At 49.8% G+C, this 25,406-nt stretch carries 26 protein-coding genes; 8 read left to right on the top strand and 18 right to left on the bottom strand.

The window, feature by feature from the left end; all coding sequences use genetic code 11:
• Positions 1–51: 51 nt before the first annotated feature.
• From MRBLPE1_RS22070 to MRBLPE1_RS22085, 4 genes are all read right to left on the bottom strand, one after another.
• Positions 52–411, bottom strand: coding sequence for a prepilin-type N-terminal cleavage/methylation domain-containing protein (locus MRBLPE1_RS22070; RefSeq protein ID WP_364149402.1), 360 nt, complete (start codon positions 409–411; stop codon positions 52–54).
• A gap of 242 nt (positions 412–653) precedes the next feature.
• A complete protein-coding gene (locus MRBLPE1_RS22075) occupies positions 654–1,865 on the bottom strand; it encodes a type II secretion system F family protein (RefSeq protein WP_364149404.1) in 1,212 nt (403 codons plus the stop codon).
• 33 nt (positions 1,866–1,898) lie between these two features.
• Entirely contained in the window at positions 1,899–2,945 is a 1,047-nt protein-coding gene (locus tag MRBLPE1_RS22080) for a type IV pilus twitching motility protein PilT (protein ID WP_414698906.1), read from the bottom strand.
• A gap of 23 nt (positions 2,946–2,968) precedes the next feature.
• Positions 2,969–4,636 carry a GspE/PulE family protein gene (locus MRBLPE1_RS22085; protein WP_364149407.1) on the bottom strand — a complete coding sequence of 556 codons (1,668 nt, stop codon included), beginning with the start codon at positions 4,634–4,636 and terminating at the stop codon, positions 2,969–2,971.
• Positions 4,637–5,046: 410 nt separating this feature from the next.
• Between MRBLPE1_RS22085 and MRBLPE1_RS22090 the strand changes: the two genes are divergently transcribed.
• Positions 5,047–6,267, top strand: coding sequence for an MFS transporter (locus MRBLPE1_RS22090; protein WP_364149781.1), 1,221 nt, complete (start codon positions 5,047–5,049; stop codon positions 6,265–6,267).
• A 1,351-nt stretch (positions 6,268–7,618) separates the two neighbouring features.
• On the opposite strand, the gene MRBLPE1_RS22095 is transcribed toward MRBLPE1_RS22090, so the two are convergent.
• On the bottom strand, positions 7,619–8,248 hold the full coding sequence (locus tag MRBLPE1_RS22095) for an O-methyltransferase (protein WP_364149409.1): 630 nt from the start codon (positions 8,246–8,248) through the stop codon (positions 7,619–7,621).
• Between the two features lie 146 nt (positions 8,249–8,394).
• Here MRBLPE1_RS22095 and MRBLPE1_RS22100 point away from each other — a divergent pair, with 146 nt between their 5' ends.
• A complete protein-coding gene (locus MRBLPE1_RS22100) occupies positions 8,395–9,540 on the top strand; it encodes a THUMP domain-containing class I SAM-dependent RNA methyltransferase (protein ID WP_364149411.1) in 1,146 nt (381 codons plus the stop codon).
• 24 nt (positions 9,541–9,564) lie between these two features.
• The gene (locus MRBLPE1_RS22105; RefSeq protein WP_364149412.1) at positions 9,565–11,598 is read left to right on the top strand and encodes an LTA synthase family protein; all 2,034 of its coding nucleotides are present in this window, start codon (positions 9,565–9,567) and stop codon (positions 11,596–11,598) included.
• A gap of 95 nt (positions 11,599–11,693) precedes the next feature.
• Here MRBLPE1_RS22105 and MRBLPE1_RS22110 read toward each other — a convergent pair whose 3' ends face one another.
• From MRBLPE1_RS22110 to racE, 8 genes are all read right to left on the bottom strand, one after another.
• The gene (locus MRBLPE1_RS22110; RefSeq protein WP_364149414.1) at positions 11,694–13,133 is read right to left on the bottom strand and encodes a PDZ domain-containing protein; all 1,440 of its coding nucleotides are present in this window, start codon (positions 13,131–13,133) and stop codon (positions 11,694–11,696) included.
• 84 nt (positions 13,134–13,217) lie between these two features.
• Positions 13,218–13,517, bottom strand: coding sequence for a hypothetical protein (locus MRBLPE1_RS22115; protein ID WP_364149415.1), 300 nt, complete (start codon positions 13,515–13,517; stop codon positions 13,218–13,220).
• Positions 13,480–14,094 (bottom strand): DUF3990 domain-containing protein, encoded by a 615-nt coding sequence (locus MRBLPE1_RS22120; protein ID WP_364149417.1) that lies wholly within the window; start codon positions 14,092–14,094, stop codon positions 13,480–13,482. Before MRBLPE1_RS22120 ends, MRBLPE1_RS22115 begins: the two co-directional genes overlap by 38 nt.
• Before the next feature lie 91 nt (positions 14,095–14,185).
• Positions 14,186–14,413, bottom strand: a complete 228-nt coding sequence (locus MRBLPE1_RS22125; RefSeq protein WP_364149419.1) for a DUF1450 domain-containing protein — start codon at positions 14,411–14,413, stop codon at positions 14,186–14,188.
• Positions 14,414–14,450: 37 nt separating this feature from the next.
• Positions 14,451–14,753: an iron-sulfur cluster assembly accessory protein gene (locus MRBLPE1_RS22130; protein ID WP_308997436.1), complete on the bottom strand. Its 303-nt coding sequence runs from the start codon at positions 14,751–14,753 to the stop codon at positions 14,451–14,453.
• Positions 14,754–14,797: 44 nt separating this feature from the next.
• Entirely contained in the window at positions 14,798–15,037 is a 240-nt protein-coding gene (locus MRBLPE1_RS22135) for a hypothetical protein (protein WP_364149421.1), read from the bottom strand.
• 88 nt (positions 15,038–15,125) lie between these two features.
• On the bottom strand, positions 15,126–16,010 hold the full coding sequence (locus MRBLPE1_RS22140; protein ID WP_364149423.1) for a M14 family metallopeptidase: 885 nt from the start codon (positions 16,008–16,010) through the stop codon (positions 15,126–15,128).
• A gap of 130 nt (positions 16,011–16,140) precedes the next feature.
• The gene (gene racE / locus MRBLPE1_RS22145) at positions 16,141–16,950 is read right to left on the bottom strand and encodes a glutamate racemase (protein WP_364149424.1); all 810 of its coding nucleotides are present in this window, start codon (positions 16,948–16,950) and stop codon (positions 16,141–16,143) included.
• Positions 16,951–17,352: 402 nt separating this feature from the next.
• On the opposite strand from racE, the gene MRBLPE1_RS22150 reads away from it, so the two are divergent.
• The 4 genes from MRBLPE1_RS22150 to MRBLPE1_RS22165 all read left to right on the top strand — a co-directional run bounded on the left by MRBLPE1_RS22150 (position 17,353) and on the right by MRBLPE1_RS22165 (position 21,934).
• On the top strand, positions 17,353–17,739 hold the full coding sequence (locus MRBLPE1_RS22150) for a hypothetical protein (RefSeq protein WP_364149425.1): 387 nt from the start codon (positions 17,353–17,355) through the stop codon (positions 17,737–17,739).
• 164 nt (positions 17,740–17,903) lie between these two features.
• Positions 17,904–18,710 carry an SDR family oxidoreductase gene (locus MRBLPE1_RS22155; protein WP_364149426.1) on the top strand — a complete coding sequence of 269 codons (807 nt, stop codon included), beginning with the start codon at positions 17,904–17,906 and terminating at the stop codon, positions 18,708–18,710.
• Positions 18,711–18,760: 50 nt separating this feature from the next.
• A complete protein-coding gene (locus MRBLPE1_RS22160) occupies positions 18,761–20,506 on the top strand; it encodes an alpha-glycosidase (RefSeq protein WP_364149427.1) in 1,746 nt (581 codons plus the stop codon).
• Positions 20,507–20,713: 207 nt separating this feature from the next.
• Entirely contained in the window at positions 20,714–21,934 is a 1,221-nt protein-coding gene (locus tag MRBLPE1_RS22165) for a sugar phosphate nucleotidyltransferase (RefSeq protein ID WP_364149428.1), read from the top strand.
• 127 nt (positions 21,935–22,061) lie between these two features.
• Here MRBLPE1_RS22165 and MRBLPE1_RS22170 read toward each other — a convergent pair whose 3' ends face one another.
• The 5 genes from MRBLPE1_RS22170 to MRBLPE1_RS22190 all read right to left on the bottom strand — a co-directional run bounded on the left by MRBLPE1_RS22170 (position 22,062) and on the right by MRBLPE1_RS22190 (position 25,007).
• Entirely contained in the window at positions 22,062–22,463 is a 402-nt protein-coding gene (locus MRBLPE1_RS22170; RefSeq protein ID WP_364149430.1) for a YtxH domain-containing protein, read from the bottom strand.
• A 49-nt stretch (positions 22,464–22,512) separates the two neighbouring features.
• Positions 22,513–22,992 carry a DUF948 domain-containing protein gene (locus MRBLPE1_RS22175; RefSeq protein WP_364149432.1) on the bottom strand — a complete coding sequence of 160 codons (480 nt, stop codon included), beginning with the start codon at positions 22,990–22,992 and terminating at the stop codon, positions 22,513–22,515.
• Positions 22,993–23,249: 257 nt separating this feature from the next.
• Positions 23,250–23,909, bottom strand: coding sequence for a helix-turn-helix transcriptional regulator (locus MRBLPE1_RS22180; protein ID WP_364149783.1), 660 nt, complete (start codon positions 23,907–23,909; stop codon positions 23,250–23,252).
• Positions 23,910–24,147: 238 nt separating this feature from the next.
• Positions 24,148–24,567 (bottom strand): DUF86 domain-containing protein, encoded by a 420-nt coding sequence (locus MRBLPE1_RS22185; protein WP_364149434.1) that lies wholly within the window; start codon positions 24,565–24,567, stop codon positions 24,148–24,150.
• 152 nt (positions 24,568–24,719) lie between these two features.
• A complete protein-coding gene (locus MRBLPE1_RS22190; protein ID WP_364149435.1) occupies positions 24,720–25,007 on the bottom strand; it encodes a Dabb family protein in 288 nt (95 codons plus the stop codon).
• 107 nt (positions 25,008–25,114) lie between these two features.
• Between MRBLPE1_RS22190 and MRBLPE1_RS22195 the strand changes: the two genes are divergently transcribed.
• Positions 25,115–25,381, top strand: coding sequence for a hypothetical protein (locus MRBLPE1_RS22195; protein WP_364149437.1), 267 nt, complete (start codon positions 25,115–25,117; stop codon positions 25,379–25,381).
• Positions 25,382–25,406: the final 25 nt, after the last annotated feature.

Below are 25,406 nucleotides of genomic sequence, written 5' to 3' on the forward strand. Positions count from 1 at the left end.
TTGGAAATTTATAGAAAGGCAACCCGGTTGGGTTGCCTTTCTATTGAAAATTTATGGAGATGCCACTTTTTCCACTTCAATTGACCATCCGCCAGTAGTTTTTGTTCCAGTAATAGTTCTTGCTGCTTTATCATTAAATGTGATTGCCTTGTTAAGATAACCACCTGTAACTAGAGTAGCTTGAGTGACTTCAGTTCCTGAAGCCAGTTCAGGGTCCTGATCTATAAAATAACGCAATGCAGCTTCCTCAATCATTTTTTCACTAGCAGTATCTGCTTTTGTTTTCGATTTTTCAATAGTTCCACCAATAGCCGGAATAGCGATCGCTGCAATAATCCCCACGATAACTAGAACTGCAAGCAGCTCGATTAGCGTAAGACCCTTTTGATTCCGTTTCAATGCCATCAACATAAAACATTCTCCTCTCAATTTTGAGAAATTATATATAACTAGTGAAACCAAGGATAAGGACCATGAAAAGAAAAAGACTGCTGCAATCCTCTTTAATGGTTGCTGTTGCTGTCCATAGAGCTATTTACCCATTTGGGCACTATAGCAAACGAAAAAGTTAACCCATTCTTTTTTTCGAATCAGCTCTGAGCATGGGGTACATCAATGCTCAGATTATGTGAACCTATTTTGAAGATGCCGAACTACAAATAACTCTGCATCATTTTAAAGGTAGGCATCATAACCGCCATTACGATTACGCCGACTACGCCTGTTAACAACACGATCATTAGCGGCTCCAGCAGCGCCTTTAGACGGTCAGCCATCTGATCAACGTCCGCTTCATAGAAATCGGCTACTTTATCAAGCATATCCTCAGTAGCCCCGGAACGCTCGCCGATTGCGATCATTTGCACGACCATCGGCGGAAACAGACTCGACTGCTTAAGAGGCTCCGACATCGATTCGCCGCTAAGCACCTTCTCCCGGATATCCGAGATAACTTTGCTGATCGCTTCATTGCCAACAACATTCGATACGATGGACAAGCCCTGCATAATCGGAATGGCTGCCGCGATAAGCGAGCTAAAGGTGCGCGAGAAACGGGCGATTGCCTGCTTATGCCATAAGGTTCCGAATACAGGCACTTTGAGCAGCAAGTAATCAAGCTTTTGTCGTCCAGCCGCTGTACGGCGTATCAACTTCCATACCAGACTCGGAACAAACATCGCACCGATGACGAGATACCAGAACCTTTGCATAAACTCGCTGACGGCCATAACGATCCGAGTAGGCAGAGGCAGCTCGATCCCCATCCCGGCAAAGCTGGTGACGTATTGCGGAATGACAAAGAGCATCATGAAGATGACCACAAGAATCATCATTACAAGCATGACTACCGGATAAACCATCGCTGATTTAACCTTTTCCCTCGTATTGCGCTCCTTCTCGAAGAAAATGGCAAGCCTATCAAGCATGACATCCAGGTTTCCTGCAACTTCTCCGGCTTGCACCATGCTGACAAATACGGTCGTGAACACGGATGGATATGCCGCAACAGATTCGGAGAACTGTTTGCCTCCGCGCATTTCCTCGGCAATCGTAACAAGCAATTTGGACAATGTTTTACTTGGCGTCTGCTCGCTAAGAATCTGTATGGACTCTACTAAACTAACACCCGCGCGGTACATGGTTGCCAGTTGTCTGCAAAACACCGTAAAATGATCCATTTTGACACGGGGGCCGCCAAACGAAATGTCCTTGTACAGCGTCGTTTCGTTTGTATCCAAAATATCTGTCACCCATAAACCCTTTTCGACGAGCGCCTCGCGTGCGCGCTGCATCGAATGGGCCTCTTGAATGCCAACTGATTTTTTGCCGCTGGAAGTGACGGCTTTGTATCGGTATTTCGGCATTTTACCCACTCCATTAAAACTCGATTGTAAATCCTACAGCTCGCCAAATCCGAATAACGCCTCGCGTGCATCATCCATTTTGACAAGCCCCTGCTGAACCAGCTCACGCAGCGCGAATTCCATCGTTTGCATACCCTGTGCCTTGCCGGTTTGCATGACGGAACGGATTTGGTAAATCTTCTCCGATCGAATCAGGTTGGCTACGGCCGGCGTGTTAACCAGCACCTCGAAGGCTGCTGTCCGTCCTTTGCCGCTTGGCATTGGGAGCAGACGCTGCGAGATCACTCCAAGTAATACGGCTGCCAGTTGAATCCGGATTTGTGATTGCATCGCTGGCGGAAACACATCGATAATACGGTCAATCGTCTGCGGCGCATCTGCTGTATGTAAGGTGGCAAATACGAGATGTCCGGTCTCTGCCGCGCTTATCGCCGTGCTGATGGTCTCCAAATCCCGCATTTCTCCGACAAGCACGATATCCGGATCCTGCCTCAGCGCTGCCCGCAAGCCGTGGGAGAAGGACGGCGTATCCAGCCCAATTTCTCTTTGGTTGACCATCGATTTTTTGTGGTCGTAAATAAACTCAATCGGATCCTCCAGCGTTATGATATGGGCGTTCTCCGTTTGGTTCAAGTGATTGATTATCGATGCCAATGTCGTTGACTTCCCGCTTCCTGTCGGGCCGGTCACAAGCAGTAACCCTTGCGGTTTCTTGGCAAAATCCATCGCTATGCGAGGGAGCCGAAGCTCCTCCATCGAAGGAATACGTCCGGGTACAATCCGTATCGCCAGACCAATGCTTCCGCGCTGCTTATAAGCATTTATGCGAAATCTTGCCAGTCCCGCAACGCCGTACGAAAAGTCGACGTCACCGTTTTCCTGCAGCGCTGCGTAATGCTCTTCCGTCATAAACTGCTTGGCAAGCTCGAGCGTATCCTTTGGCTTCAGAAGCGTGCCGTCCAATGGTACGAGCTCGCCGTGGATCCGAAAAACAATCGGCGAGTTTACCGTAATATGGATATCAGACGCTTGTTTTGAATGAGCTAGGTAAAGCAGTTCCTCCGCCTGCATGAACAGCATCCTCCTCGCCCTACGATTTCTTTTTATTCACCTTGTCCGAGAACACGGAAAACCTCGGTGACCGTTGTTTGGCCTTCGACCGCTTTCGTTAATCCGTCCACTAAAATCGGGACCATCCCCTGCTTTAACGCATGTTCGTAATACTCGTTATCGGAGCGCTTGGAAATAATCAACGCCCGCATGCCATTATCAATGAGCAGCACTTCATGAATTGCCAATCTTCCCTTATAACCGGTTCGGCCGCATTCGCCGCAGCCAGTGCCCTTATACAGATGCTCCGCGCGGATTCCCTGCGCCGCAATCAGCTCCAATTCTTTATCGATCGGCGTGTACTTCTCTTTGCAGTGCTTGCAAATACGTCTGACCAGGCGCTGGGCTACGATACAATTGACGGCAGACGAGATTAGGAAAGGCTCCACGCCCATATCAATCAGCCTTGTTATCGAATTGACCGCGTTATTCGTATGCAGCGTGCTCAATACGAGATGTCCGGTCATCGCTGCCCTGACTGAAATTTCCGCTGTCTCCGAATCACGAATTTCACCAAGCATGACGATATTCGGATCTTGCCGCAAAATAGCTCTTAAACCTCTAGCGAACGTAAGTCCCGATTGCGGATTCACCTGTACCTGGTTAACGCCCTCGAGCTGATACTCGACGGGATCCTCGACGGTAATAATATTGACGTCGTCTTTGTTTAAGTGGGCAAGCGCAGAATATAATGTCGTTGATTTCCCGCTTCCAGTTGGACCAGTAATAAGGACAACGCCATACGCCATTTCAATGCTTTTGCGAAATAAGGCTTCATTATGGCCGGATAACGCCAGCTTTGATATGTCTGCCAGCGAGTTGCCAAGATCCAATACCCGAATAACAACCTTCTCGCCATGAATAGTCGGGAGCGTCGATACCCGAACATCAACCTTGCGGTAATCGATATCGAGCTCTACCCGTCCATCCTGCGGCAGTCGGCGCTCGGCAACGTTCAGATTCGCCATGATTTTGATGCGGGCTACGATAATGCCATGCATGTTAGGTGGCAATGTCCGTTCAGTCCGCATAACCCCGTCCACCCGGTAACGTATTCTAAAGCTGTCGTCCTGCGGGTCCATATGTATATCGCTAGCCCCGAGTTGAACGGCTTGGACAATGATCTGGTTCACGGTCTTCACTACGGGCGAATCCTCATCCTGGATAGTGTGATCCTCTTCAATATCTTTCAATTGCAGGTTCTGGCTGATCTGCTTAATCGTGTCCTGCAATCCGTAATATCGGCTGATTGCCCGCAAAAGCTCGTCCTTTGAGGCAATGACCGGTTCGACTCTAAGACCTGTAGCGATTCTGATTTCATCGATTGCAAAATAATCAAGCGGGTCTGCCATGGCTAAAATAAGCTTATTGCCTTCCATTCGAATCGGCATCACGCAGTGCTGATCAGCTAGTTTTTGAGAGATAAGCTGAATAATTTTCGAATCTATCTTTTGACGGTAGATTTGCACATGGGGAATACCGAGTTGGAACTCCAGAACCTCGATAAATTGCTGTTGTGTAATGAAGCCTTTGGAAATTAACACATCACCTAGCCGTGTCTTCAATTCCCGTTGTAGAACTAACGCTTGCTGGAGCTGTTCATCGGTAATTACGCCGGCCTCGACTAGCAAATCACCTATTCGCTTGCGGGTACCTGACATAATCCATCACCAACTATCAATAAATTTGAAAATAATGTAAAACAATAAACATTAACGCCACTCAGCTTACTTTATTAAATCAATTATGGCAGGGAACAACAATGACTTTTATCCTATTTACAAAACTTAAATATAATCACATTTACCCATTAATAATATTAATTTTCATAAACATAAGCAGTAAGAACCACGACAATCTGTCGATATACAAAATATTTTGCTATTTAATGTCGAAACTCACTTTTATTCTACTACAATTTTGCTGAAAATGAACTGAAAATTTTCTGTTTTTCATAGGTTTCTTCATTAAATTTTAAAAGAAATATGTAGAATAATCATGACTCGAGCGTTCATGTTATTTCAGTTTATGCGTGAGGCATTCGACTTATCGGATATGTTATAATTTGCATATGGAACAATGGAAGAAAAATTTGATCGTGTTGTGGTTCGGACAGTTTCTCGTTATGGCTGGAATGACGATGATCATTCCGTTCTTGTCCCTCTATTTGCAATTTGATTTGGGTTTGACTGATAAGCATGAGATCGGCGTATGGGCAGGCATTATTTTTGCCGGAAACTTCGTGACGTCATTTATTTTCCAGCCGATCTGGGGCAAAATGGCTGATCGTTACGGTCGTAAAATGATGCTGCTTCGCTCGGGCTTCGGGATGTCGATCGTGATGGTACTGATGGGCTTTGCCACAAATCCTTGGCATTTGCTGCTCCTTCGGATGGTTAACGGAACGATTTCCGGGTTCAACCCTGCTTCAATTGCTTTGATTTCGGCTACAACGCCAAAAAACCGGATGGGCTTCGCGATGGGAACGATTCAATCCGGCGGAATTGCCGGAACGATACTCGGGCCTTTTATCGGCGGCTTACTGGCGGATACCATCGGTTTCCGGCCGATCTTTTATTTGACGGGAGCTTTGTTGTTCGCCGCTTCCCTGCTTGCGTTATTTGTCGTTAAAGAACCGTTTGACCGCATGAAAGCAGCTGCGCGCGTGCAAGCATCCGTCATCGAAGGCTTTCGCAAGCTAAGCGGGATTCCTCAGCTTACCGCGTTATTTGCCGTTACCTTCCTCATCCAATTCGCGATGATGAGCCCGATGACGCTTATTCCGCTTTATGTTCAAGAGCTGCACGGAACAACGGCTAACCTTGCCTTCTTTGCCGGCTTCGTTGGCTCCGTAACGGGGCTTTCCAATCTTGTCGCCTCGCCGCTTCTCGGGAAGCTTAGCGACCGCATCGGCGCGGAGCGCGTACTTGGAGTTGCGCTTGTCGGAGCCTCTTTGGCCTTTATACCGCAAGCATTGGCAGGAACGGTATGGCAGCTGCTCATTGCTCGCTTTGTACTAGGGATTTTCCTTGGGGGGCTTATTCCAGCCGTAAACTCCCTTATCCGAAAATACACTCCGGATGGTATGGAGAGCCGTTCCTACAGCTTCAATACCAGCACGATGAGCCTGGGCAACATGATCGGCCCGATAACGGGCGGCGCCCTCTCCGGCTGGATCGGCATTCAAGGCTTGTTCCTTCTATCTGCGGTTATGCTCATGATAAACGCGGGTTGGGTATGGCAGTCACTGCTTCGCAAACGGTCGATGCCGCAGCAAGGCAAAAATGGCTGATCACGTTGATAGCGTAACTTGAATAACGTGCAGGAGATGATGGTCTCCTGCACGTTATTTTTTACCGACCTTGTGATAGCGCATCACCTTATTGGCTGACAGATAGCGCATCGATATCAAAAGCCCAGCCATCCTCCGATCTTGCCACAGGTTGAAACGTTGATAGCGCTTTGTAAGCGCACATAGGTGCTTACAGAGCACCTACACACGCTACTCTAGCGCTGTAAGAGCACATACGTGCTTAAAGACTCCTTTCGCCCCCACGCACACGACGATTCCACCTTGTAAGCGCACATAGGTGCTTACAGAACAGAAACACACGTTACTCTATCGCTGTAAGAACACATTCGTGCTTACAGACTCCTTTCGCCCCCACACACGCCGATTTCACACTGTAAGTGCACATCGGTGCTTACAGAACAGAAACACACGTTACTCTATCACCGTAAGAACACATATGAGCTTAAAGCATCCTTTCGCCCTTTCACACACGCCGGTTCCTCTCTGATAGCGCACATAGGTGCTTACAGTCCAAAAGCACACACTACTTTAGCGCTGTAAGAACACATACGTGCTTACAGACTCCTTTCGCCCCCACGCACACGCCGATTCCGCTCTGTAAGCGCACATACGTGCTTACAGCACACCAATTCACGTTTCACTAGCGCTATAAGAGCACATACGTTCTTACAGACTCCTTTCGCCCCCACGCACACGCCGATATCACTCTGTAAGCGCACATACGTGCTTACAGTACAGAAACACACGTTACTCTTTCACCGTAAGAACAAAAATGAGCTTAAAACCTCCTTTCGCCCCCACACACACGCCGATTCCACCCTGTAAGCGCACATTGGTGCTTACAGAACAGAAACACACGTTACTCTATCGCTGTAAGAACACATTCGTGCTTACAGACTCCTTTCGCCCCCACGCACACGACGATTCCACACTGTAAGCGCGCATTGGTGCTTACAGTACAGAAACACACGTTACTCTTTCGCCGTAAGAACAAAAATGAGCTTAAAACCTCCTTTCGACCCCACGCACACGCCGATTCTACTCTGTAAGCGCACATAGGTGCTTACAGACCAAAAGCACACACTACTTTAGCGCTGTAAGAACGCATACGTGCTTACAGCCTCCTTTCACCCCCACGCACACGCCGATATCACTCAGTAAGCGCACATACGTGCTTACAGAACACCAACACGCGCTACTCTAGCGCTGTAATAACACATACGCGCTTACACCCTCCTTTCAACCTCCCGCACACCCTAATAACGATCAAAACACCAAAAATACGATGAGCCCGCTCAGCTATTGCCGAGCGGGCTCATCGTATTCAGGTTTATTTCACGATAGCGATTGCTAGTCCGTCGTAGCCCGGCAGCACCGTGCTTTGCAGACGTTCGTCCGTGGCAATCGTTTCATTAAAGGAGCGCACCGCTTGAACGGACGGCCCCTCCTTGGCAGGGTTGGTCGTTCTTCCCCGCAGCAGAATGTTGTCTCCTACGATAACAGCGCCCGGGTTTGCCAGCGCAATCGCGTAATCGAGATAGACCGGATAGCCTTCTTTGTCCGCATCGATGAAAAAGAAATCAAATTTCCGCCCCGCCGATACCAGCTCCGCCAAGCTTTGCTTCGCATCGCCAACCATATAATCTACTTTATCGCCTAAACCGGCTGCTTCCATATGCTCCTTCGCCAGGTCCGCATAGTTTTGCAGCAGCTCAAGCGATACCAGCTTGCCGCCTTCCTGCAGACCGCGTGCCAGGCAAATTCCGCTGTACCCGCCCAGTGCGCCAATCTCTACGATACTTTGTGCTTTCCTCAGCGATACAAGCATCGTAAGCAGCCTGCCATAACCGTCCGCGACCGAAATATCCGGCATTCCGTTCGCCGCTATGCCCGCTTTTACACGCTCAAGATCCGCATCCATTCCATAAAGGGAATCCACATACTGTTCATTCAGTAACATAATTCTGTTCTCTCCAATTTTACAATTTGTAAAAACAAGCTAGTTTGTCCTATACTTGATTGTATGTTTTTGTTTACGGGGTTACAAGCTTAGGCTTTTGAAGCAGCACCTATAAACGCAAAGAATGAATGAAATGAGTGTGTAAAATGGAAAAGTTACAGCTAATCGCAACCGCGCCGATGGGGCTTGAAGCAGTTGTCGCACGCGAGCTGAAGGATTTAGGCTATACCGAGCTTCAGGTGGAAAACGGCCGCGTTAATTTCACGGGCGGGCCTATCGATATTTGCCGCACCAATCTTTGGCTGCGCACCGCAGGCAGAATATTAATAAAGATGGGAGAATTCCCTGCCACGACCTTTGATGAGCTGTTCGAGGGCACGAAAGCGCTCGATTGGCCGACGTGGATACCGAATGACGGCGAATTCCCCGTTAACGGACGCTCGCAAAAATCACAGCTGACCAGCGTTCCAGCCTGTCAGAGCATCGTCAAGAAAGCAGTCGTCGATAAAATGTCGGAGCGTTACGGCACCGAGTGGTTTCCCGAGGACGGAGGCCGGTACGTCATCGAAGTCACGCTCATGAATGACCGCGCCATGCTAACGCTGGACACGACAGGCGACGGCCTGCATAAGCGCGGTTACCGCAAAGTGGCTACCGAAGCGCCAATCCGCGAAACGCTTGCCGCCGCTCTCGTTCAACTAAGCCGCTGGCGTCCAGAACGTCCGCTTTATGATCCTTTTTGCGGCTCCGGCACGATTCTAATCGAAGCTGCGATGATTGGTTGGAATATCGCGCCAGGGCTCCGTCGCAGCTTTAACAGCGAAGGCTGGCCGCTGATCCCGAATGAGCTGTGGGACGAAGCGCGCGATGAAGCGTTTGATTTGGTGAAGGATGATATTCCGCTGCAAATTGCCGGTTCCGATATAGACCCTGGAGCTATCGAAATCGCAGAGGCAGCCATTAAGAAAGCCGGCTTCGGCAAAGAAATAAAGCTAACTGTCCAGCCTGTTGCCAAGGTAAAGCTGCAAGGCGATTACGGTGTTATTATTACGAATCCGCCTTACGGGGAGCGTCTGGGGGATGACGAGCAAGCCGAAGCTGCCATGCGTCAGTTTGGCTTGACTGCGCTCCATTATCCAACATGGTCCTATTTCTCGATTAGCCCTTCGACTTCCATTGAGCATTATTTCGGCCGCAACGCCGACAAGAAGCGCAAGTTGTTCAACGGCCGTATCGAATGTAATTACCTGCAATTTTTCGGGCCACTTCCTCCTCGCGGAAATCGCTTGTAAGTGCATAGGGAGGATATTTTACAAATGTTATGGAATGATCAAAAACCGGTACGCCGCAGCATGGGCATGCTTCTGATAGGGCTTGAACGATTCAGGGTTATTGATTTGCTGCTGTTTGTTGCCGTCATGGTGGCCAAGCTCTATTTGTTTTCGGAAATCCTTCATGTCGCGAATATGAAAATGACACGTACGGATGCGATCATTGAACTTGGAGCCGTTCTGTTATTCAGCTTTTGGACGATTTGGCTGCCCGTCCGCGGGCGAATCATTTCTCTAATCATTCTGAATGTGATTGCAACGCTAGTTTTATATGCCGATATAATTTACTACCGCTACTTTCAAGATTTAATCTCGATCCCGGTGTTGCTCCAATTTAGCCAAGTAGATTCCTTAGGTGAAAGCATCGGCACGCTTCTCCGCGCGAAGGATTTTATTTTGTTCCTGGATTGGATGATTATTGTTCCGTTTGCAATCTACTTGCTGCGGCATGGACGAAGCGAGCTTCGACGCGCGAACGAATTCCGCCGGAAGCCCGCCGTTTGGCAAAAGACGGCTGTCCGCGTCGTGCTAAGCGCCGTTATTTTCGGAATCGGCGCCTCGATGGTGTTCACGAATGTGAACGAAGCTAAGCGAACCTGGGGACAAGGTATTTTTGAAGGCAATTGGTGGAACCTTTCGATTTACAACGTAACGGGCGGGTTAGGCTTTCACGGCTATGATATTTACCGGTACGTGAAGCAAAACTGGCTTGATGCGGAGACCGTTACAGCCGCGCAAACCATGGAAGCCAAAAACTGGATTGAAGCGCGCGGCGAAGTGCGCGGCGCTCTTGAGTTAGACCCGCTGTATGGCGCCTATGCAGGAAGCAACGTTTTGATGGTGCAGCTCGAGGCCTTTCAAAACTTTATGATCCATCAAACGATTGGCGGTCAAGAGATTACGCCGCATTTGAATGATCTGATCGGGCATAGTGCTTATTTCAGCCAGTTCTACCATCAGACTGCCCAAGGAAGAACCTCGGATGCCGACTTTACGGCAAACTGTTCCATGCAGCCCGTCTCCAACGGTTCCGTGTTTATCCAATACGCACCGAACGAGTTCGACTGCATGTCCAGTACCTTGAAAGCAAACGATTATGGAACATCCGTCTTCCACGCCTATGAGGGCGGCTTTTGGAATCGGAACACGATGTATAACAATATGAAGTATGACCAGTTTTACAGCCTAAAGCATTTTACGCTGGATGAAAAAATCGGCTGGGCGCTTGGCGACAAATCCTTCTTCAGACAGTCGCTGGATGTTATTTCCGAACAACAACAGCCTTTCTATTCGTTTCTCATCACCTTGTCGAGCCATTACCCCTTTACGATGCCGGCCAAGGAGAAAAGCCTTAGCTTAGGCGAGCTGGACGGCACGATCATGGGCGATTACCTCCAGTCCATTCATTATGTGGACGCCGCGCTTGGCGAGCTGGTTGATCGCATGAAAGCGGAAGGCCTCTGGGATAATACCATTCTGGTCATGTACGGCGATCACGACAACTCGATTAAGGATTGGTCCCTGCCCGAAACATTCCTTGGCAAGCCATTGAACGACGTTGAGCGCCAAATGATGCTCAGGCAGGTTCCTTTGCTCGTGCATTTGCCGAGAAGCGAGCATGCAGGAACCTACGCTAATGTCGGCGGACAGCTTGATGTAACGCCTACGGTCATGCATCTTCTCGGGATATCAACGGCCAATCAGCACTTGATTGGAACGCCGCTTCTTACTGAAAAGCCGCTTGCCGGCAAAAAGGTTGTGCTCCGAAACGGCGCTTTCACGGACGGAACCGTTTATTACATCCCTTCTACCGATGGCATCGTAGAAAACGGAGCCTGCTGGAACATCCCAAGCAATACGGTTACGGATATGAATGCCTGCATCGGTGCTATTGATAGTTCACGGACCGAGCTGAACATGTCCGACCAAATCGTGATGAATAACCTTATCGAAGACTTCAAGGAGCAATCGGCTACCGAGGCACGCGGCGGCAATGACACAGAAACCGCGGCCCGTTAACTGGCCCCTCTGCAAAGCTGGCTTCCTGCTTCAAATAACTAAAAAAAGCTCTCTAGCCTATGGCATAGAGAGCTTTTTCAATTTACAAACGAATACTATTTTTTATGCTGCGCAAGCCAAGCCAGCACCTCATCAATCGTTTTGACGGGGACAATGTTCAATTCCTGCGCGCCGCTGCGGGCTTCCTCCTCCAATGCTGCCGGTACAAAAAACACATCTGCATCCGTGCGGCTGATCGCATAGGCCTTTTGCTTGATGCCCCCGATAAGTCCAATGGATCCATCCGCCTCAATCGTCCCTGTCCCTGCAACCTGATTGCCATACGTCACACCGCCGGGCGTCAGCTGGTCAATAATGGCAAGCGTCAGCATAGCACCGTGCGACGGGCCGCCGATATGCGCCATAAATCGCTTGTAATCCATATTTCTTGGCGTATCCAGCAGCAGCTCCGTTTGCACGGAAATACCGAATACCGGACGCTCCGGGGAATCGGCCGAAGCTCTCGTCGCAACATTGGCCTGTGTTACCTTACCGGATCTTCTTAGGGTAAGAGCAACGCTTGCTCCGGGCTTAACCGACTTCTCCATATAAGCGGTCATGTCACTAACCGTACGGACAGCTTGTCCATCCAGCTTATCGATGATATCTCCTGCCTGCAGCTGCTGTTCGGCGGGACTGTCTTTTACGACTGCCACTACCCTGACACCGTCTGCTGTGATGCCGCTCCCGATTCCGGCCTTCTTCATCGCCACAGCCGCTGCCAAGCTGTTCGCATCCGTCTTCATAAGGACGACCTGCGCATACGTTTCGGTAAGCGGCGGCTCATCCTCCGGAATCTTCTCGAAGCTGTACATGGGGAGCAAGCTTGCATACAGCCAATCTGCGGGCACTGCGGGCCTGTCAAATACAAGCACGCCATTGATTGTGCCGCCTTGCTGGCCTCCCTCCACATGCGCGTAACGGTTCATGTTAAGCGTCATGCCCGGATACGTCACCTGATAGCCGGTAGGAAAAAGCAAAGCGAAGAGCAATAGCGCCGTAACCAATAAAACAACGGCCCCGCGCCTTGGCAGCCAATGCGGGACAAGCCTTTTCTTGCTTACAGGCAATTTCCCCTTTTGTTCGATCATCAACCCCGCCGACCACTTCCGCTCGGTTCCTTCGCTCAGAAGCAGATCGGCATAGACAAACGGAACGGCGGCCCCAATAATAAGAAGCAGCTGAACAAGCTTCTCCGGCTCCAGCAGCACATATCCCGCTCCAACGATGCAGAGACCGGCCGCTGCCAGCCGCAAAATCTGCATAGCGATCGCTAAGCCCTTCCTTTTTCGCTGCTGCCATATCCCCAGCAAAGCGCCCGCTGCCCAGCAAAGCGGCACGATTGCGAGCAAATAAAACAACCTATCAATCATTTCAATCCACTGCATCCCGCTGTCCGTCTTAAGCGGCGCCGGCAGCCATATAAGCTCTGACGCAACTAAGCAAGCAAACGCTGCAGCGATTCCGAAAATATAATAAACGGCCGGCTTCCGCATTTTTCTTCCTCCTATGTTCCCTAAGCCTCGTATAGGCATCAGCCGCTAAACAAACAAAAAACCCGACGAGCAGGGTCGCGGGTCTTACTTCGTTTGCAAATATTGGCGTTCTTCCGATTCGATGCCCCGATCCCTCAGCTCGCCTTTCTCTATGCCTTGGATGCGCTCAAGCCACTGCGACGGAGGATGATTCATCCGGCGCGCGCGATCGAGCAGCTGCGCGTATTCGCCGCAATTGTCGTAGCCTCCAAGCCTGCGTACGACCTCGATATACTCTACCACCAATGCTCTCGCATCAGCGGCCGCGTAACCATGTCCGCTGGCCAGCGCTTCCACAATCCCGCGCTCATACAAGCTTAACCTGATCTGTGCTTTCACCTTCATGATACATCCACCTGCTTCCCGTATAAATATGGTAGCCGACAAGCTTTAAATGCGCTTCCCAACGTTCGGAGCAAAATACGACTTGATTGCCGAGCCTCAGCGAATCCAGCTTCCTGCCTTTGCGCGATACCGTGATCTGTTCATAAAACCAATGCTCATCTTTCTTTAATTGTACTGCTTTATGTACGATTTTTCCAGTGTCATTGTCCGCCATCGGTCCGATTATAATGTCTGGATGCGTTTCGCAGGGATCTTCTCCCTTCACGGTTGCCTTGCGATGAGCATAAATAAAGGATGCCCACGCAGGCGAATCGGAAAGGAAAAGCAGCGGCTCTACCCGATCGGGCACAGAAGTAAGCTCTACGACAAGCACGCAGGGTTTTCCTCCGTCCCATGACTCCTTCGCTGCTTTATGCGACCACTTCCGCGCCTGCTCGACCGAAATCGTCGTATAGAAGCCTTCTCCAAAATCTTTCCCCGGACGCCAGTATGGCGAATTTAGCAGCTTTCTCCCAAATGATTGCACCGTATCGCTCGTTGTTCCATGATATAACAGCTGCGGCGTCGTTATGTCCACCCTCGTGCTCCTTCCGTTGCTATTCCTATAGGCTTACAACTATACAAAAACCCCGCGAAAAATAAACTCTCGCAGGGTCTTGTTGTCCGTGTCATTTTTTCTTGATGTAAGGAATGACCTTCTCAATGGCCTCATCCTCGGTTACCGCCTTAATGTAACGGCCATTAATAAAAATAAATGCGTAGCGGGCGCATGGCCCGCAGTAGGATTTGCAGCCCACGCGGATTTCCGCGTCAGGCACTAGCTTTTGCAGCTTGGGCACAATCGATTTCATCTTCATGTGCTTGCATTTGTCACAAACGCGTATGTCGTTAGCCATCATTCATCTTCCTATTTCAACCGGATACGTATGAATCCTAATGATCGCCGTGGTTGCCCTTGGTTGGATTCGTTACGGCAAAACCTTCTTCAGGCACGTAGAAATAATCGATGCGTACGCCGTCTAAGAAAGCATTGTCTTTCTCCAAAATAACGTCGATGCCTTTATCCGTCGAAACGACTACGTCTTTGTCCGTCGGCTCATCGATCCCCATGCCGTAATGCGCATGGTCGCCGTGCGAATGCGTCACGTAAATGCGCAGCAGCTTTCCTTCGTTCTCCGGCTTGTCCAGCTCGACTTGCAATACCTTTGCGGCGTTTTTTGAAATTCTGCAGTTCATGAATGATCCAGCTCCTCTTATCGTTAGCCTTGCGGCAATATTTATTATTTTATATTATACTTGGTCTCCATTCTACGGGCAAACCATTCTGCAAGCAGCATCGTAACCGCAATATCGTCAACCGGCAGAAACGGCAGCGGGAGCACGTCAGGCAGTACCCAATAGAGGAAAACAGGCACGGAAAAGATCAGCTTGTCCAGCAGTGAAACATTCTTTGACCGAAGCAGCTGAAAAATACGGACAAATGTCCGGCGCCAGTGGCGCAGCGACAGCAATTTACGCATCAGAAATCCCACCTTTGCTGAGCTTTTCCGATTATTATAGCATATGCGCGCGCCGTTTGCCTCCTCCGGGGTAAACGGCCAAAGGCCGCTAAAGACGAAGCATCTCTAGCAGCAGCGGCTGAAGCTCCATGTAAATATTATCAAAATTGCTCATCGGCAAAGGATTTTCGCCGAACCCCGCCTCCACGGTAAATCCGGGCCTGCGAAACCTTTGAATGTACCAATCCTTGTACCCCGCGTCGCTGCCCGTCAGCTTCACCGCTTCGTACCCGCTTACCCTCGCCAGCCTTTTGGCAAGCTGTTCCGACTCTGCAGGCTCGTAATCACGGTAATTCCAATAGATTTCCCTTCCCTGCGTATGAAGCGCCATAACGGTATGGAAGCCCATCCTTTCCGTAAAACGAGCCATGGCCATCGCCTCCGGCTCACTGAGCGGATAAGGTCCGGGATAATCGCGCGGTCCGGGCCCTTCCATTCCCCTGCGCTTGCACTCCTCATGCCAAAACGCGGGAAACTGATCATTCAGATCCACGCCTCGAATATTCGCTTTCCAACTGCCGAACTTGTCGGAGCCTCCATTCCATTCGGTCAGCTGCCGGTGATAGGGATGCGAAGCCGGCAGGCCATGCTGCGCAAGATCTACCCCGTCAGGATTAACCATCGGTACGATCCATAAGGTTACATCCCTGCAAAGCTCGTTCGCGTGCTGGCCGCCGATCTGCTCGCCGTTGCAATACGCTGCCGATAAGTCCGCGACAAAACGCATCAACAAAGCAGACGTAATCCATTCATTCGCGTGAAAAGCGCCATTCATGTGAACAAGGCGCGAACCGCTGCCGCAGCGCAGCGCCAGCAGGGGCTTGCCCATCACGCTCTCTCCAATGACATGTGCCGACAGAAAGGGGTATCTGCCCGATAGCTGCCTGACGCCCTCCAGCAAATCGGGATAACCGTAGCTTTGTACGGAGTACATGGCAATCGCCTCCAGCTCGATCGATTTGTTCCCTTCATGTTATGCGCTTCCCGACCTGTCCTATGTGGCAACCGACAAAAAAGAAGCCGGGCCCCGGCAGGCTCGGCTTCTATTTATTCTTTCGGAGGACTTAAACGATATTCGGTATTTGCCATACAACCGGCGTCAGCTCGATTTGCTTGCCCAGCCACTGCTGCGTAATCATTTTGAACATTTGCGGATCGCCGCTGCAAAAAAACTGATGCACAGGCAATTGTTCTACCCGCGAGAGCTTCCCGTTCTTATACAGAATGTCACTAATTTCGCGTGCCGTCTCATCTGCCGAGCTGATCAGTTTGACCCGCTGACCCATGACCTCGGAAATCGTTTCCGCCAAAAACGGATAATGCGTGCAGCCGAGTATAAGCGTATCCATCGGGAAACCTCGCAAATGGCCAATCGAGCTTCGCACCGTTTCATAGGTTTCGAGGGAGCGGAAATTCCCTTTCTCTACTAACGGGACAAACCGCGGACAGGCTTCGCTGATAACCTTTACATTAGGCGAGAGCTCTCTCAAAGCCTGCTCATAAGCTCCGCTCTTTATGGTGCCTTCCGTGCCGATAACGCCGACGCAGCCCGTAACCGTCAGGCCGATTGCAGCTCTTGCTCCGGGGTTAATGACCCCGACTACGGGTACCGTGACTCTGGAACGGATATCTTCAAGTCCTGCGGCGGTGGCGGTATTGCATGCTATAACTATCATTTTCGGATTAAACTGTATTAAATAATCGACAATTTCTCTTGTAAAACGAATAATTTCTTCTGAAGACCGAGGACCATAAGGCGTCCGGGCCGTGTCTCCAAAATACAGTATTTTTTCTCGCGGCAGTTGGCGCATGACTTCCTTGGCAACGGTGAGGCCGCCAACGCCTGAATCTAGTATCGCAATCGGTTGCTGCACAAACACACCGCTTTCTTAAACAAAATATAATAAATCCAGACAAAATAGCATATGAATACAGGCACAAAAACGTACCTACATCTTATCGCATAATTGGACAAGGTTCAACGACGCGGCATGTCAAAAAACAGCTTCTTATTGCGGATTAACCGAGCAGTACAAGCTCCCAAAAGACGGGCTCCTGCCTTCTCCATTTTCCTGTTGACAACTTAAATGTATATCACTTAGAACGATTCCACAGAGCCATGACGGCAACCCACCGCAAGATCGGAACACTCATTTCGCAGAAGCTGGACAATGACTTGACCGCTCCCCAATGCTTTATTTTGAGCATTATTTCAAACGAACGGAACATTACCGTCTCCCAGCACATTCTTCCGTCAAATCGGCGGCACTTTCGGAATGACCTTGCTCGGCGCTGTCATGAATATGCAGTCGAGCAGCCACTTGAAAGAACGCCTTGTTCCGCTGCTCGGTGAGCTGCCCGAGGAAGCGAAGACATTCGCAGACCAAACCTCGGCTACCGTTGCTTCGAATCCGCAGGCGATTTATTCGACGCTGCTTGATCCGAAAGTGCTTGCGCAATTTCCGAAGGAGCTGACCGACAAAATGGTGCCTGTCGTAAAATCGACGCTGATCGATTCGCTGCATACCGTGTTTTGGGTCGGCCTCGTATTCATACTGATCGGAACGGCGCTTACGCTTCTGCTTAAAAACGTAAAGCTCATTCAGCCTGAGAAGGCGGATAAAACTTCCGAGAGCCCGGAGCCGCAATTAAACCACATTTAATTTCTTTTTCTTAAACGGGACCGCGAATGGCTGCCTAAAGCAGCATCGCGGTCCTTTTTCTTTTGGCTGCGCGCAGGCTGTTTAGTTAGCTCCGTTTCGGGTACATAAAAGTAGAAACTAGTGAACTCAGCATAGGGACAAGTATGAATAAGGAGGACGATTCGATGACGGAAAAGAAAAATCCGAATGGACGTTTACAGGGTAAAATAGCGCTGATTACAGGTGCAGGCTCCGGAATCGGCAAAGCAACTGCGCTGAAATTTGCCAAGGAAGGCGCCGATTTGGTCCTTCTGGATGTGAAGGAAGAGGCCATGGAAGACGTTTGCCGCAAAGTACATAAGTATAACGTCGAATGCCTATCTATCGAGACGGATATTTCCAATGAAATTCAGCTTGCGAACGCATATCGGCAGATAAGGGACCGATTCGGCCGACTCGATATCGTATATGCCAATGCCGGCATTAACGGCGTCTTGACGCCGATTGAATTGATGGATTTCGATGATTGGAACACAACGCTGCAGGTCAATTTGAGCGGCACCTTCCTCACCGTGAAACATGCGATCCCGTTATTGAAGGCCAAAGGCGGCAGCATTTTGATTACAAGCTCTATCAACGGGAATCGCGTCTTCTCCAATATTGGCTTCAGCGCATACAGCAGTACGAAAGCTGGTCAGGTCGCATTTGCCAAAATGGCTGCGCTTGAGCTTGCCCAGTACAAAATCCGCGTAAACGTCATCTGCCCCGGAGCGATCGAAACCAATATCGAGGAAAACACCGAACGAACGCCTGAGCTGGATCGCGTAACGATCCCCGTGGAATTCCCTGAGGGGGATCATCCGCTTGAGGACGGGCCTGGCAGCGCCGCGCAGGTGGCTAAGCTGGCTCTGTTCCTTGCCTCCGAGGATTCCAGTCACATTTCAGGCACAACCGTATACATCGACGGCGCGGAGTCCTTGCTGCGGGGATAATGCCGTTATTTTGAATAGGCAATTCCAAATAGAAAAAGGAGCGGGAGCCAATGTTCAAAGAATGCCTGCATCACTCATCCGATTTAAAATGGGCCTATGCCTATGATTGCGATACCTTCCATCTCAGGCTCCGCACCAAAAGAGACGACGTTGAAGAAGCCGTGGCCGTCACCGGAGACAAATACGACTGGGAAAAACATTCGATCGATATCCAAATGGAAAAAATAGCGGCAGACTCCTTATATGATTACTGGGAGGCTGTCATTAAGCCGGAGTTTCGGCGTTTTTCTTACGGTTTTCGCGTCAGCAGCGGAGATGAAACCTTATGGCTGACCGAAAATGGGATCTTTGAGGAGCAGCCGACCCCGCCGGGCGGCTACTTTGAAGTCCCTTTTATTCATGCCATTGATTTGTTTGACGCGCCTGAATGGGCAAAGTCCGCTATCTTCTATCAGATTATGCCAGACCGCTTCGCCAATGGAGACACGGGCAACGATCCGGAAGGCATACGCCCTTGGGGCGAAACGCCGGGCGGCGAAGACCATTTCGGCGGCGATCTGCAGGGTATCATCGATAATCTAAAGCATTTAACCGATTTGGGCATCAATGCGATCTATATGACGCCTCTCTTCACGGCACCGTCTAACCACAAATACGACACGATCGATTACAAGCAAATCGATCCGCAGTTCGGTGATGCCCAGCTGCTCAAAAAACTCGTAAAGGCTTGCCATGAGCTTGGCATTCGCGTCGTGCTGGACGCTGTCTTTAATCATACGAGCGAGCAATTCCCTCCCTTCCAGGACGTCATTCAAAACGGAGAAAACTCCCGGTACAAGGATTGGTTCCATCTCAGCAGCTTCCCCGTCGAAGTGAAGGATGGCATCCCGAATTATGCGACCTTCGGCTTTTACGGCAATATGCCTAAGCTGAATACTGCCCATCCCGAGGTGAAGCAGTACTTGCTCGACATCGCGGTGTACTGGATGAAGGAAGCCGATATCGACGGCTGGAGGCTCGATGTCGCCAATGAAATCGACCACGCTTTCTGGCGCGATTTCCGGACCGCTGTCAAAACCGAAAAACCCGATGCATTTATTATCGGCGAAGTATGGGGCAACTCCCTAAACTGGCTGCATGGGGATGAATTTGATTCCGCCATGAATTATCCTTTCACCAATGAGGTGACCGATTTTTTCAACTCCGCCGACAGCGCTGCTTCGGCTTTCGCCGACCAAATCAGCCGGCTGCTTATGCGCTATCCGCAGCAAACGAACGAGGCCTTATTTAATCTCCTATCCAGCCATGACATCCCGCGTGCGGGAACAAGATTCGGCGGCAATAAGGATCGTTTGAAGCTTGCCATTGTATTCATGCTAACCTCGATGGGCATTCCCTGCATTTACTACGGAGATGAGGTTGGCATAGACGGCGGCAATGATCCGGACTGCCGTAAATGCATGGAGTGGGATACCGGTAAGCAGGACCGTGAGCTGTTTGACTTCTATCAGATTCTAATCTCCCTTCGCAAAGAGCATGCCGTCCTGCGTGACGGACGATTCCGCTTCCTGCATGCAGATAACGAGAGCGGTACGCTGCTCTTCGAACGGTTAAACGGCAAGCAGCATTTTACCATTTGGATGAACAACACGGAGGATACGGTTACGCTCAAACATCCTATGAACACTGACGATTGGCATGATGCCCTTACGAACGATGAGGTCCTTACCATCGATGAACAGCTTCAAATCGAGCTTGCACCGCTTGACTTCAGAATCCTATACCGCAACATTTAAATGCATAAAGGCCCACATCTTGTCATATTGACAGGGTATGGGCCTTTTTTCTGTTTGTATCTTCTCCATTCTAACCTATGGGAAGAAATTAGCTCGCGCGCTCCACCTTTTTTAAATTATCGGTTTCAAACTCGTTTTTGAAGGTTAATGATTCAATAACAGAACGCAGCAAAATTAACCACACTTACCAGACAGGGGGAAATTGAATTGAACAGTCCTACGGAATGTATTGCCATGTTATTAGCAGGTGGAGAAGGACGCCGGTTAGCGCCGCTGACGAGTAATGCCGCCAAGCCCATCATCCCCTTCGGTGACCGCTATCGAATGATCGATTTCCCATTGAATAACTGTGCAAATTCAAATATTAAAACCATTGGCGTACTCACGCAGTACTGTGCCGATAGCGTCCATAAATATGTATTGACAGATAAACGCGAAGAAGAGGCGAAAAACACGCCAAACGGTGTTTCCATTCTGCCCTCCTCGCGCAAATGCGCGGACGGATATGCAGGTACCGCAGATGCCATTTACCAGAACATGGATTATATTGACCGGCATAATCCCGAGCATGTGCTCATACTCTCAGGCGACCATATTTACGAAATGGACTATAAGCCGATGCTCGAATTCCATAAAAACCGCAGCGCAGCCGTAACTATTGCGGTCAAACAAGTCCCTTGGCGGGAAGCAAGCCGTTTTGGCATCCTCAAAACGGATGAGCAGTTCCGGGTCAGCTCGTTCCATGAGAAGCCTGTTGAGCCAAATAGTAATTTAGCTTCAATGGGCATTTATTTGTTCCGCTGGGCGGAGCTGAAAAAATACCTTTTGCTGGATGCCGCAAACCCCGATTCCAACCATGATTTTGGCAAAGATGTTATTCCTGCCATTCTTTCCTCCAAAGCCAATATGGTCGCTTATCCTTATGAGGGCTACTGGCGCGATGTCGGTACGATCGACAGCTTATGGGAAGCAAACATGGACCTTTTGGACGGTGAGCTGAAGCTGGGCAGCCAGGACTGGAAGGTACAAGCCGGTGTACATAACGCCATGGAAAAACCTTATTTGAGCCAGAAAGCTACGGTCACGGATTCCATTCTTCATCCGGCATGCGCGGTTGAGGCAGATGTCACGCGTTCTGTCATTTGCACAGGCGTAACGATTGGCGCCGAAAGCGAGATTTACGAGAGCATTATCATGCCAGGTGCCAGAATCGGAAGAAACGTTACCATTCACCGGGCGATCATCGGTGAGGGTGCGGTCATTCATGACGGTGCGTTTATCGGAAAATTAAACGATGAGATATCGGTAGTTGGCCCAGGTGAAGCGATTACCGCGGCAGCACCGGCCTTAAAGGATTATCAAATGGAACCGATGGCTACTTTGCTGAGCTCTTCGCCAAATCGGGTTCATAGCAATGTTCTCGGATAAAAGCTTAATATTAAACAAGGCAATCCGCTGAAGCTTTGGCTCCGCGCGGATTGCCTTGTTTTTTAGCATGTCATTTAGCTACCCGTCATACTTTTTTGGCGATTTCATTCCTTTATCCAAAAATGGATTAATTTTCTTTGGCTACGGCTGCTTCTGTCTCTCCTGCTTCGATCGCGCTTACGGCCTCGTCGCTTCCGGCTGCCGGCAATGTTTCTATTGAGGCTTCCGTTTCTTCCGTGCCTTTGCTGCGCGCCCTGACACTGCTCACGACATTGCTTGCCGCCTGCTTCGTTTTATCGGCAATCTGAATGGCTTGATCACCGATTTGTTTGGCGATGCGGCCCGTTGTATCTCCCACTTGGCCTGCCACCTTTACCGTCGTGTCGCTTACTTTCTGAGCGCCGACCGAAATATCATGACGCAGCTCCTTACCTGGCTTTGGAGCCAATAACAATGCCGTAATCGAGCCAACGACACCTCCGGCTAATGCGCCTAGGAAAAATCCTTTTGTTTGTTTACGTGTTGACATTTTTTTTGCTCCTTTCGATTTTAGCGCGCGATTCGCCTTTTACAACTGACTAGGTTTCCGATTCGAATACGGGGCCATGATGTTCATCCTCAGCGGTTGTTTCTGGCTTTCGGCTAGTTTGCCACAGCTGCCACGCAGCCATTCCTAGCTCAGCCCATTCAAGCGCTTCGCCGACCTGCCGCTTCGTCCTATACCGCTTCGCATGCTGTTCGGCCGATTCCGATAGTACGGACGTGATGCGCTCGGCTACCGATGTCGTATGCGCAATCGCCCCGCCAACCTGACCCGCTGCCTCGAACAGCTTGCTTGCCGCTTGCAGCTGGCGATGGGCTTCTCGGATTGTTTCCTCTGCCGGTTGTATAAGCCCGCTTATCTCTAGGCTCAGCTTATGCAAATCCTGCCGCATCGCTTCTGCCTCCGCTTGTACCTGGCCCAGCCTGCTTAGCGCTGACCGTAATGCCACGAGAATGCCTGCCGCTAAAATGACAAATGCTCCCGCGGCGATTCCTGCGATCCACGTCATGACCATACCCGTATCCCTCCTCCTCCGTCAATTGCAGGGCCTTACGTTTCAAAGTCCTAGACGAATGCCCACTTGCGTAATGACAGTATAATCAGCATGGGCTTGTCATGACACAACCTCATGAAAAATCATAACCGGACCGGATCCATTTGTTTTTTGGGCAAAATAGTAAATACGGAAGCAAATACAAAAAAAGCCGTCTTCGCAAATCCTTTGGGATTTGCAAAAACGGCCTTAACAGGCTTTACTCGCTCGCTCGTTCGTTAACCGATTTGGTAACTGCACTTGCCTCCGCCTTTGGCCAAACACTCCGTTCGCACAACGGGGACGTCTAACAGAGATTTAAACAAGGAAAGCTCGCAGCTGCAAGCTTGAAGGTATTTGCCGGCAACCTGGGCAATCGGACAGTTATATTCGTACAGCATGTAGCTGCCGTCGGACTTCGCTTCCGTTTCCGCCATATAACCTCCCGCGTTTTGAATCGCGGCAAGCTCGCTAACCTTCTGCTCCAAGCTCTTGCCCGCCATCCGCGGCTCATAGCGCTCCAGCAGCTTTTTCTTGCGCCCTTCGAACATCCGGTCAATAAGCTCTGCGGTATCCGGGTCATCCGCCAGCTCATCAAGCAAATCCAGTGCAAGCAAATGATAATTTTTCGGAAAAAGCTCATCTGCTTCAGCCGTCAGTTCATAGGCATGGAGCGGTCTGCCCATCGCTTGGCGAACGGCAATGATCGAAATGCTGCCTTCGCTCTCCAACGCATACATATGGCGCCGTATTGCCATTTCCGTCAATCCCAATTCGTTTGACAAGTCGCCGGCATACATTCTGCCGCCCGTCTTCAGCAGCATCAAAATTCGCTCGCGCGTAGAATGATCTCCCTGCGTTGCCGCTTTGACCCCCGCAGCGCTTGATGTTTTTATCAGCTTCAACCCTTCACCTCCTTCGCAGGCTTGATAGCGTCATTGTAACGTATTTTAACTTTTTCGTAAATGAACCAATTCTAACCGGTTATTGCCGTCCTCTTCGGTAAATGTCATCGTTTCGCGGTGATCTATCCACCATTTATAGTGATAACGCATAAATTCTTCTATGGCAAAAAAAACGGCTGCAGCCGTTAAATTGCGGCTGCAGCTCGCTTTACTTGGAATACTGTACAAACCGTTACAACTCGCGTTCCAGATATTCCTCGATCGCTTGCTTATAGGCAGGCAATACCGTTGGAAGCGTACGGGCAAGCGGATGCAGCTCCGTTCTCTCCCAGACATAATAGTCCTGTACCAGCGGCTTACGCAGCTTTACGAGCGCGATCAGCGTATCCTGCATGTCCGCTGGAAACGCGCCCGCTTCACCCGTAATTTCAATGATGTCCTCATAGCTGCTCGCATCCCGCAAGATAAACCCGTCAATCAGGAAGCTTCCGACATCCGTCACCGTTTCGATGGCTAGATGCAGCGCTCTTTCCTGAGCCAAGCCCTCAAGCAATGTGGCCTGCCAATTTGAGGCAAGCATGTCCAGCGCGGATGCGATTTCGGTAATCGATTGGAGCCGTACTGCTATTTGTTCTCGATTCACATAATACATCGGTCAGTCGCCCGCTTTCAGCCTTGTTTCTTCTTCTTCGACTTGCGTTTAAGCCACGCCACCATTATGATGCTGCTAAAAATAATAACCAGCAAATAAGTCATTATTTCATAAACGTCTCTCATGTCGCTCATTATTCGTTAACCTGCCTCTCAGCTTTCAAAATCAACGCTGACGGAAGCTTCGCGGACCTGCATCATATGCTCAATAACCTTTTTATGAACAGGATGCACTTGGTAAACCTCCAGCGCTTCCAAAGAATCGAGTTTCGTAATGAGCGCAATATCGTAAGAACGCTCCGAATGCAGCACATCAATGCCTACTTCAATGGACTTTAGCACTTCGATTTTGCCTTCCATATCTCTAAGCACCTGTGCGGTACGTGCGACGTTTTCTTTGCTGCCATCTTTTAATTTAAAGAAAACAATATGTGTTAACATTTGTTGTTCCTCCTCTGATTTCATTGTATAAATTTCAAGCGTTTGTCACATAATAACCTATGCAGTCGCATTACGGCAATCTTTAACAAGAAGGAGATCGGTACGTTATGCGCTATCGGGTTACGATTATTGCTACATTGATTGGACTAGCCATTTGCTTGTTCAACTATACCGGTTATGACCCTCACAATTTCGTTTTCTTCATGCTCAGCATCCCGGCGTGGGTCGTTGATTTATTTGTCGACGTACACGAGGTAAGCGTCCTGCTTATGTACGCACTTACCATCCTGACATGGGCTTTGCTCGGTTTTATCGCCGATGTTCTCATTGCGCGCGGACGTGAAAACGAACGTTATCCCCGCTCGGCGCGTTAGCTTCAAACCAACAAAAAGGAGCCTT

The sequence above is a fragment of the Paenibacillus sp. LPE1-1-1.1 genome (assembly GCF_040676435.1).
Lineage (GTDB): Bacteria > Bacillota > Bacilli > Paenibacillales > Paenibacillaceae > Pristimantibacillus.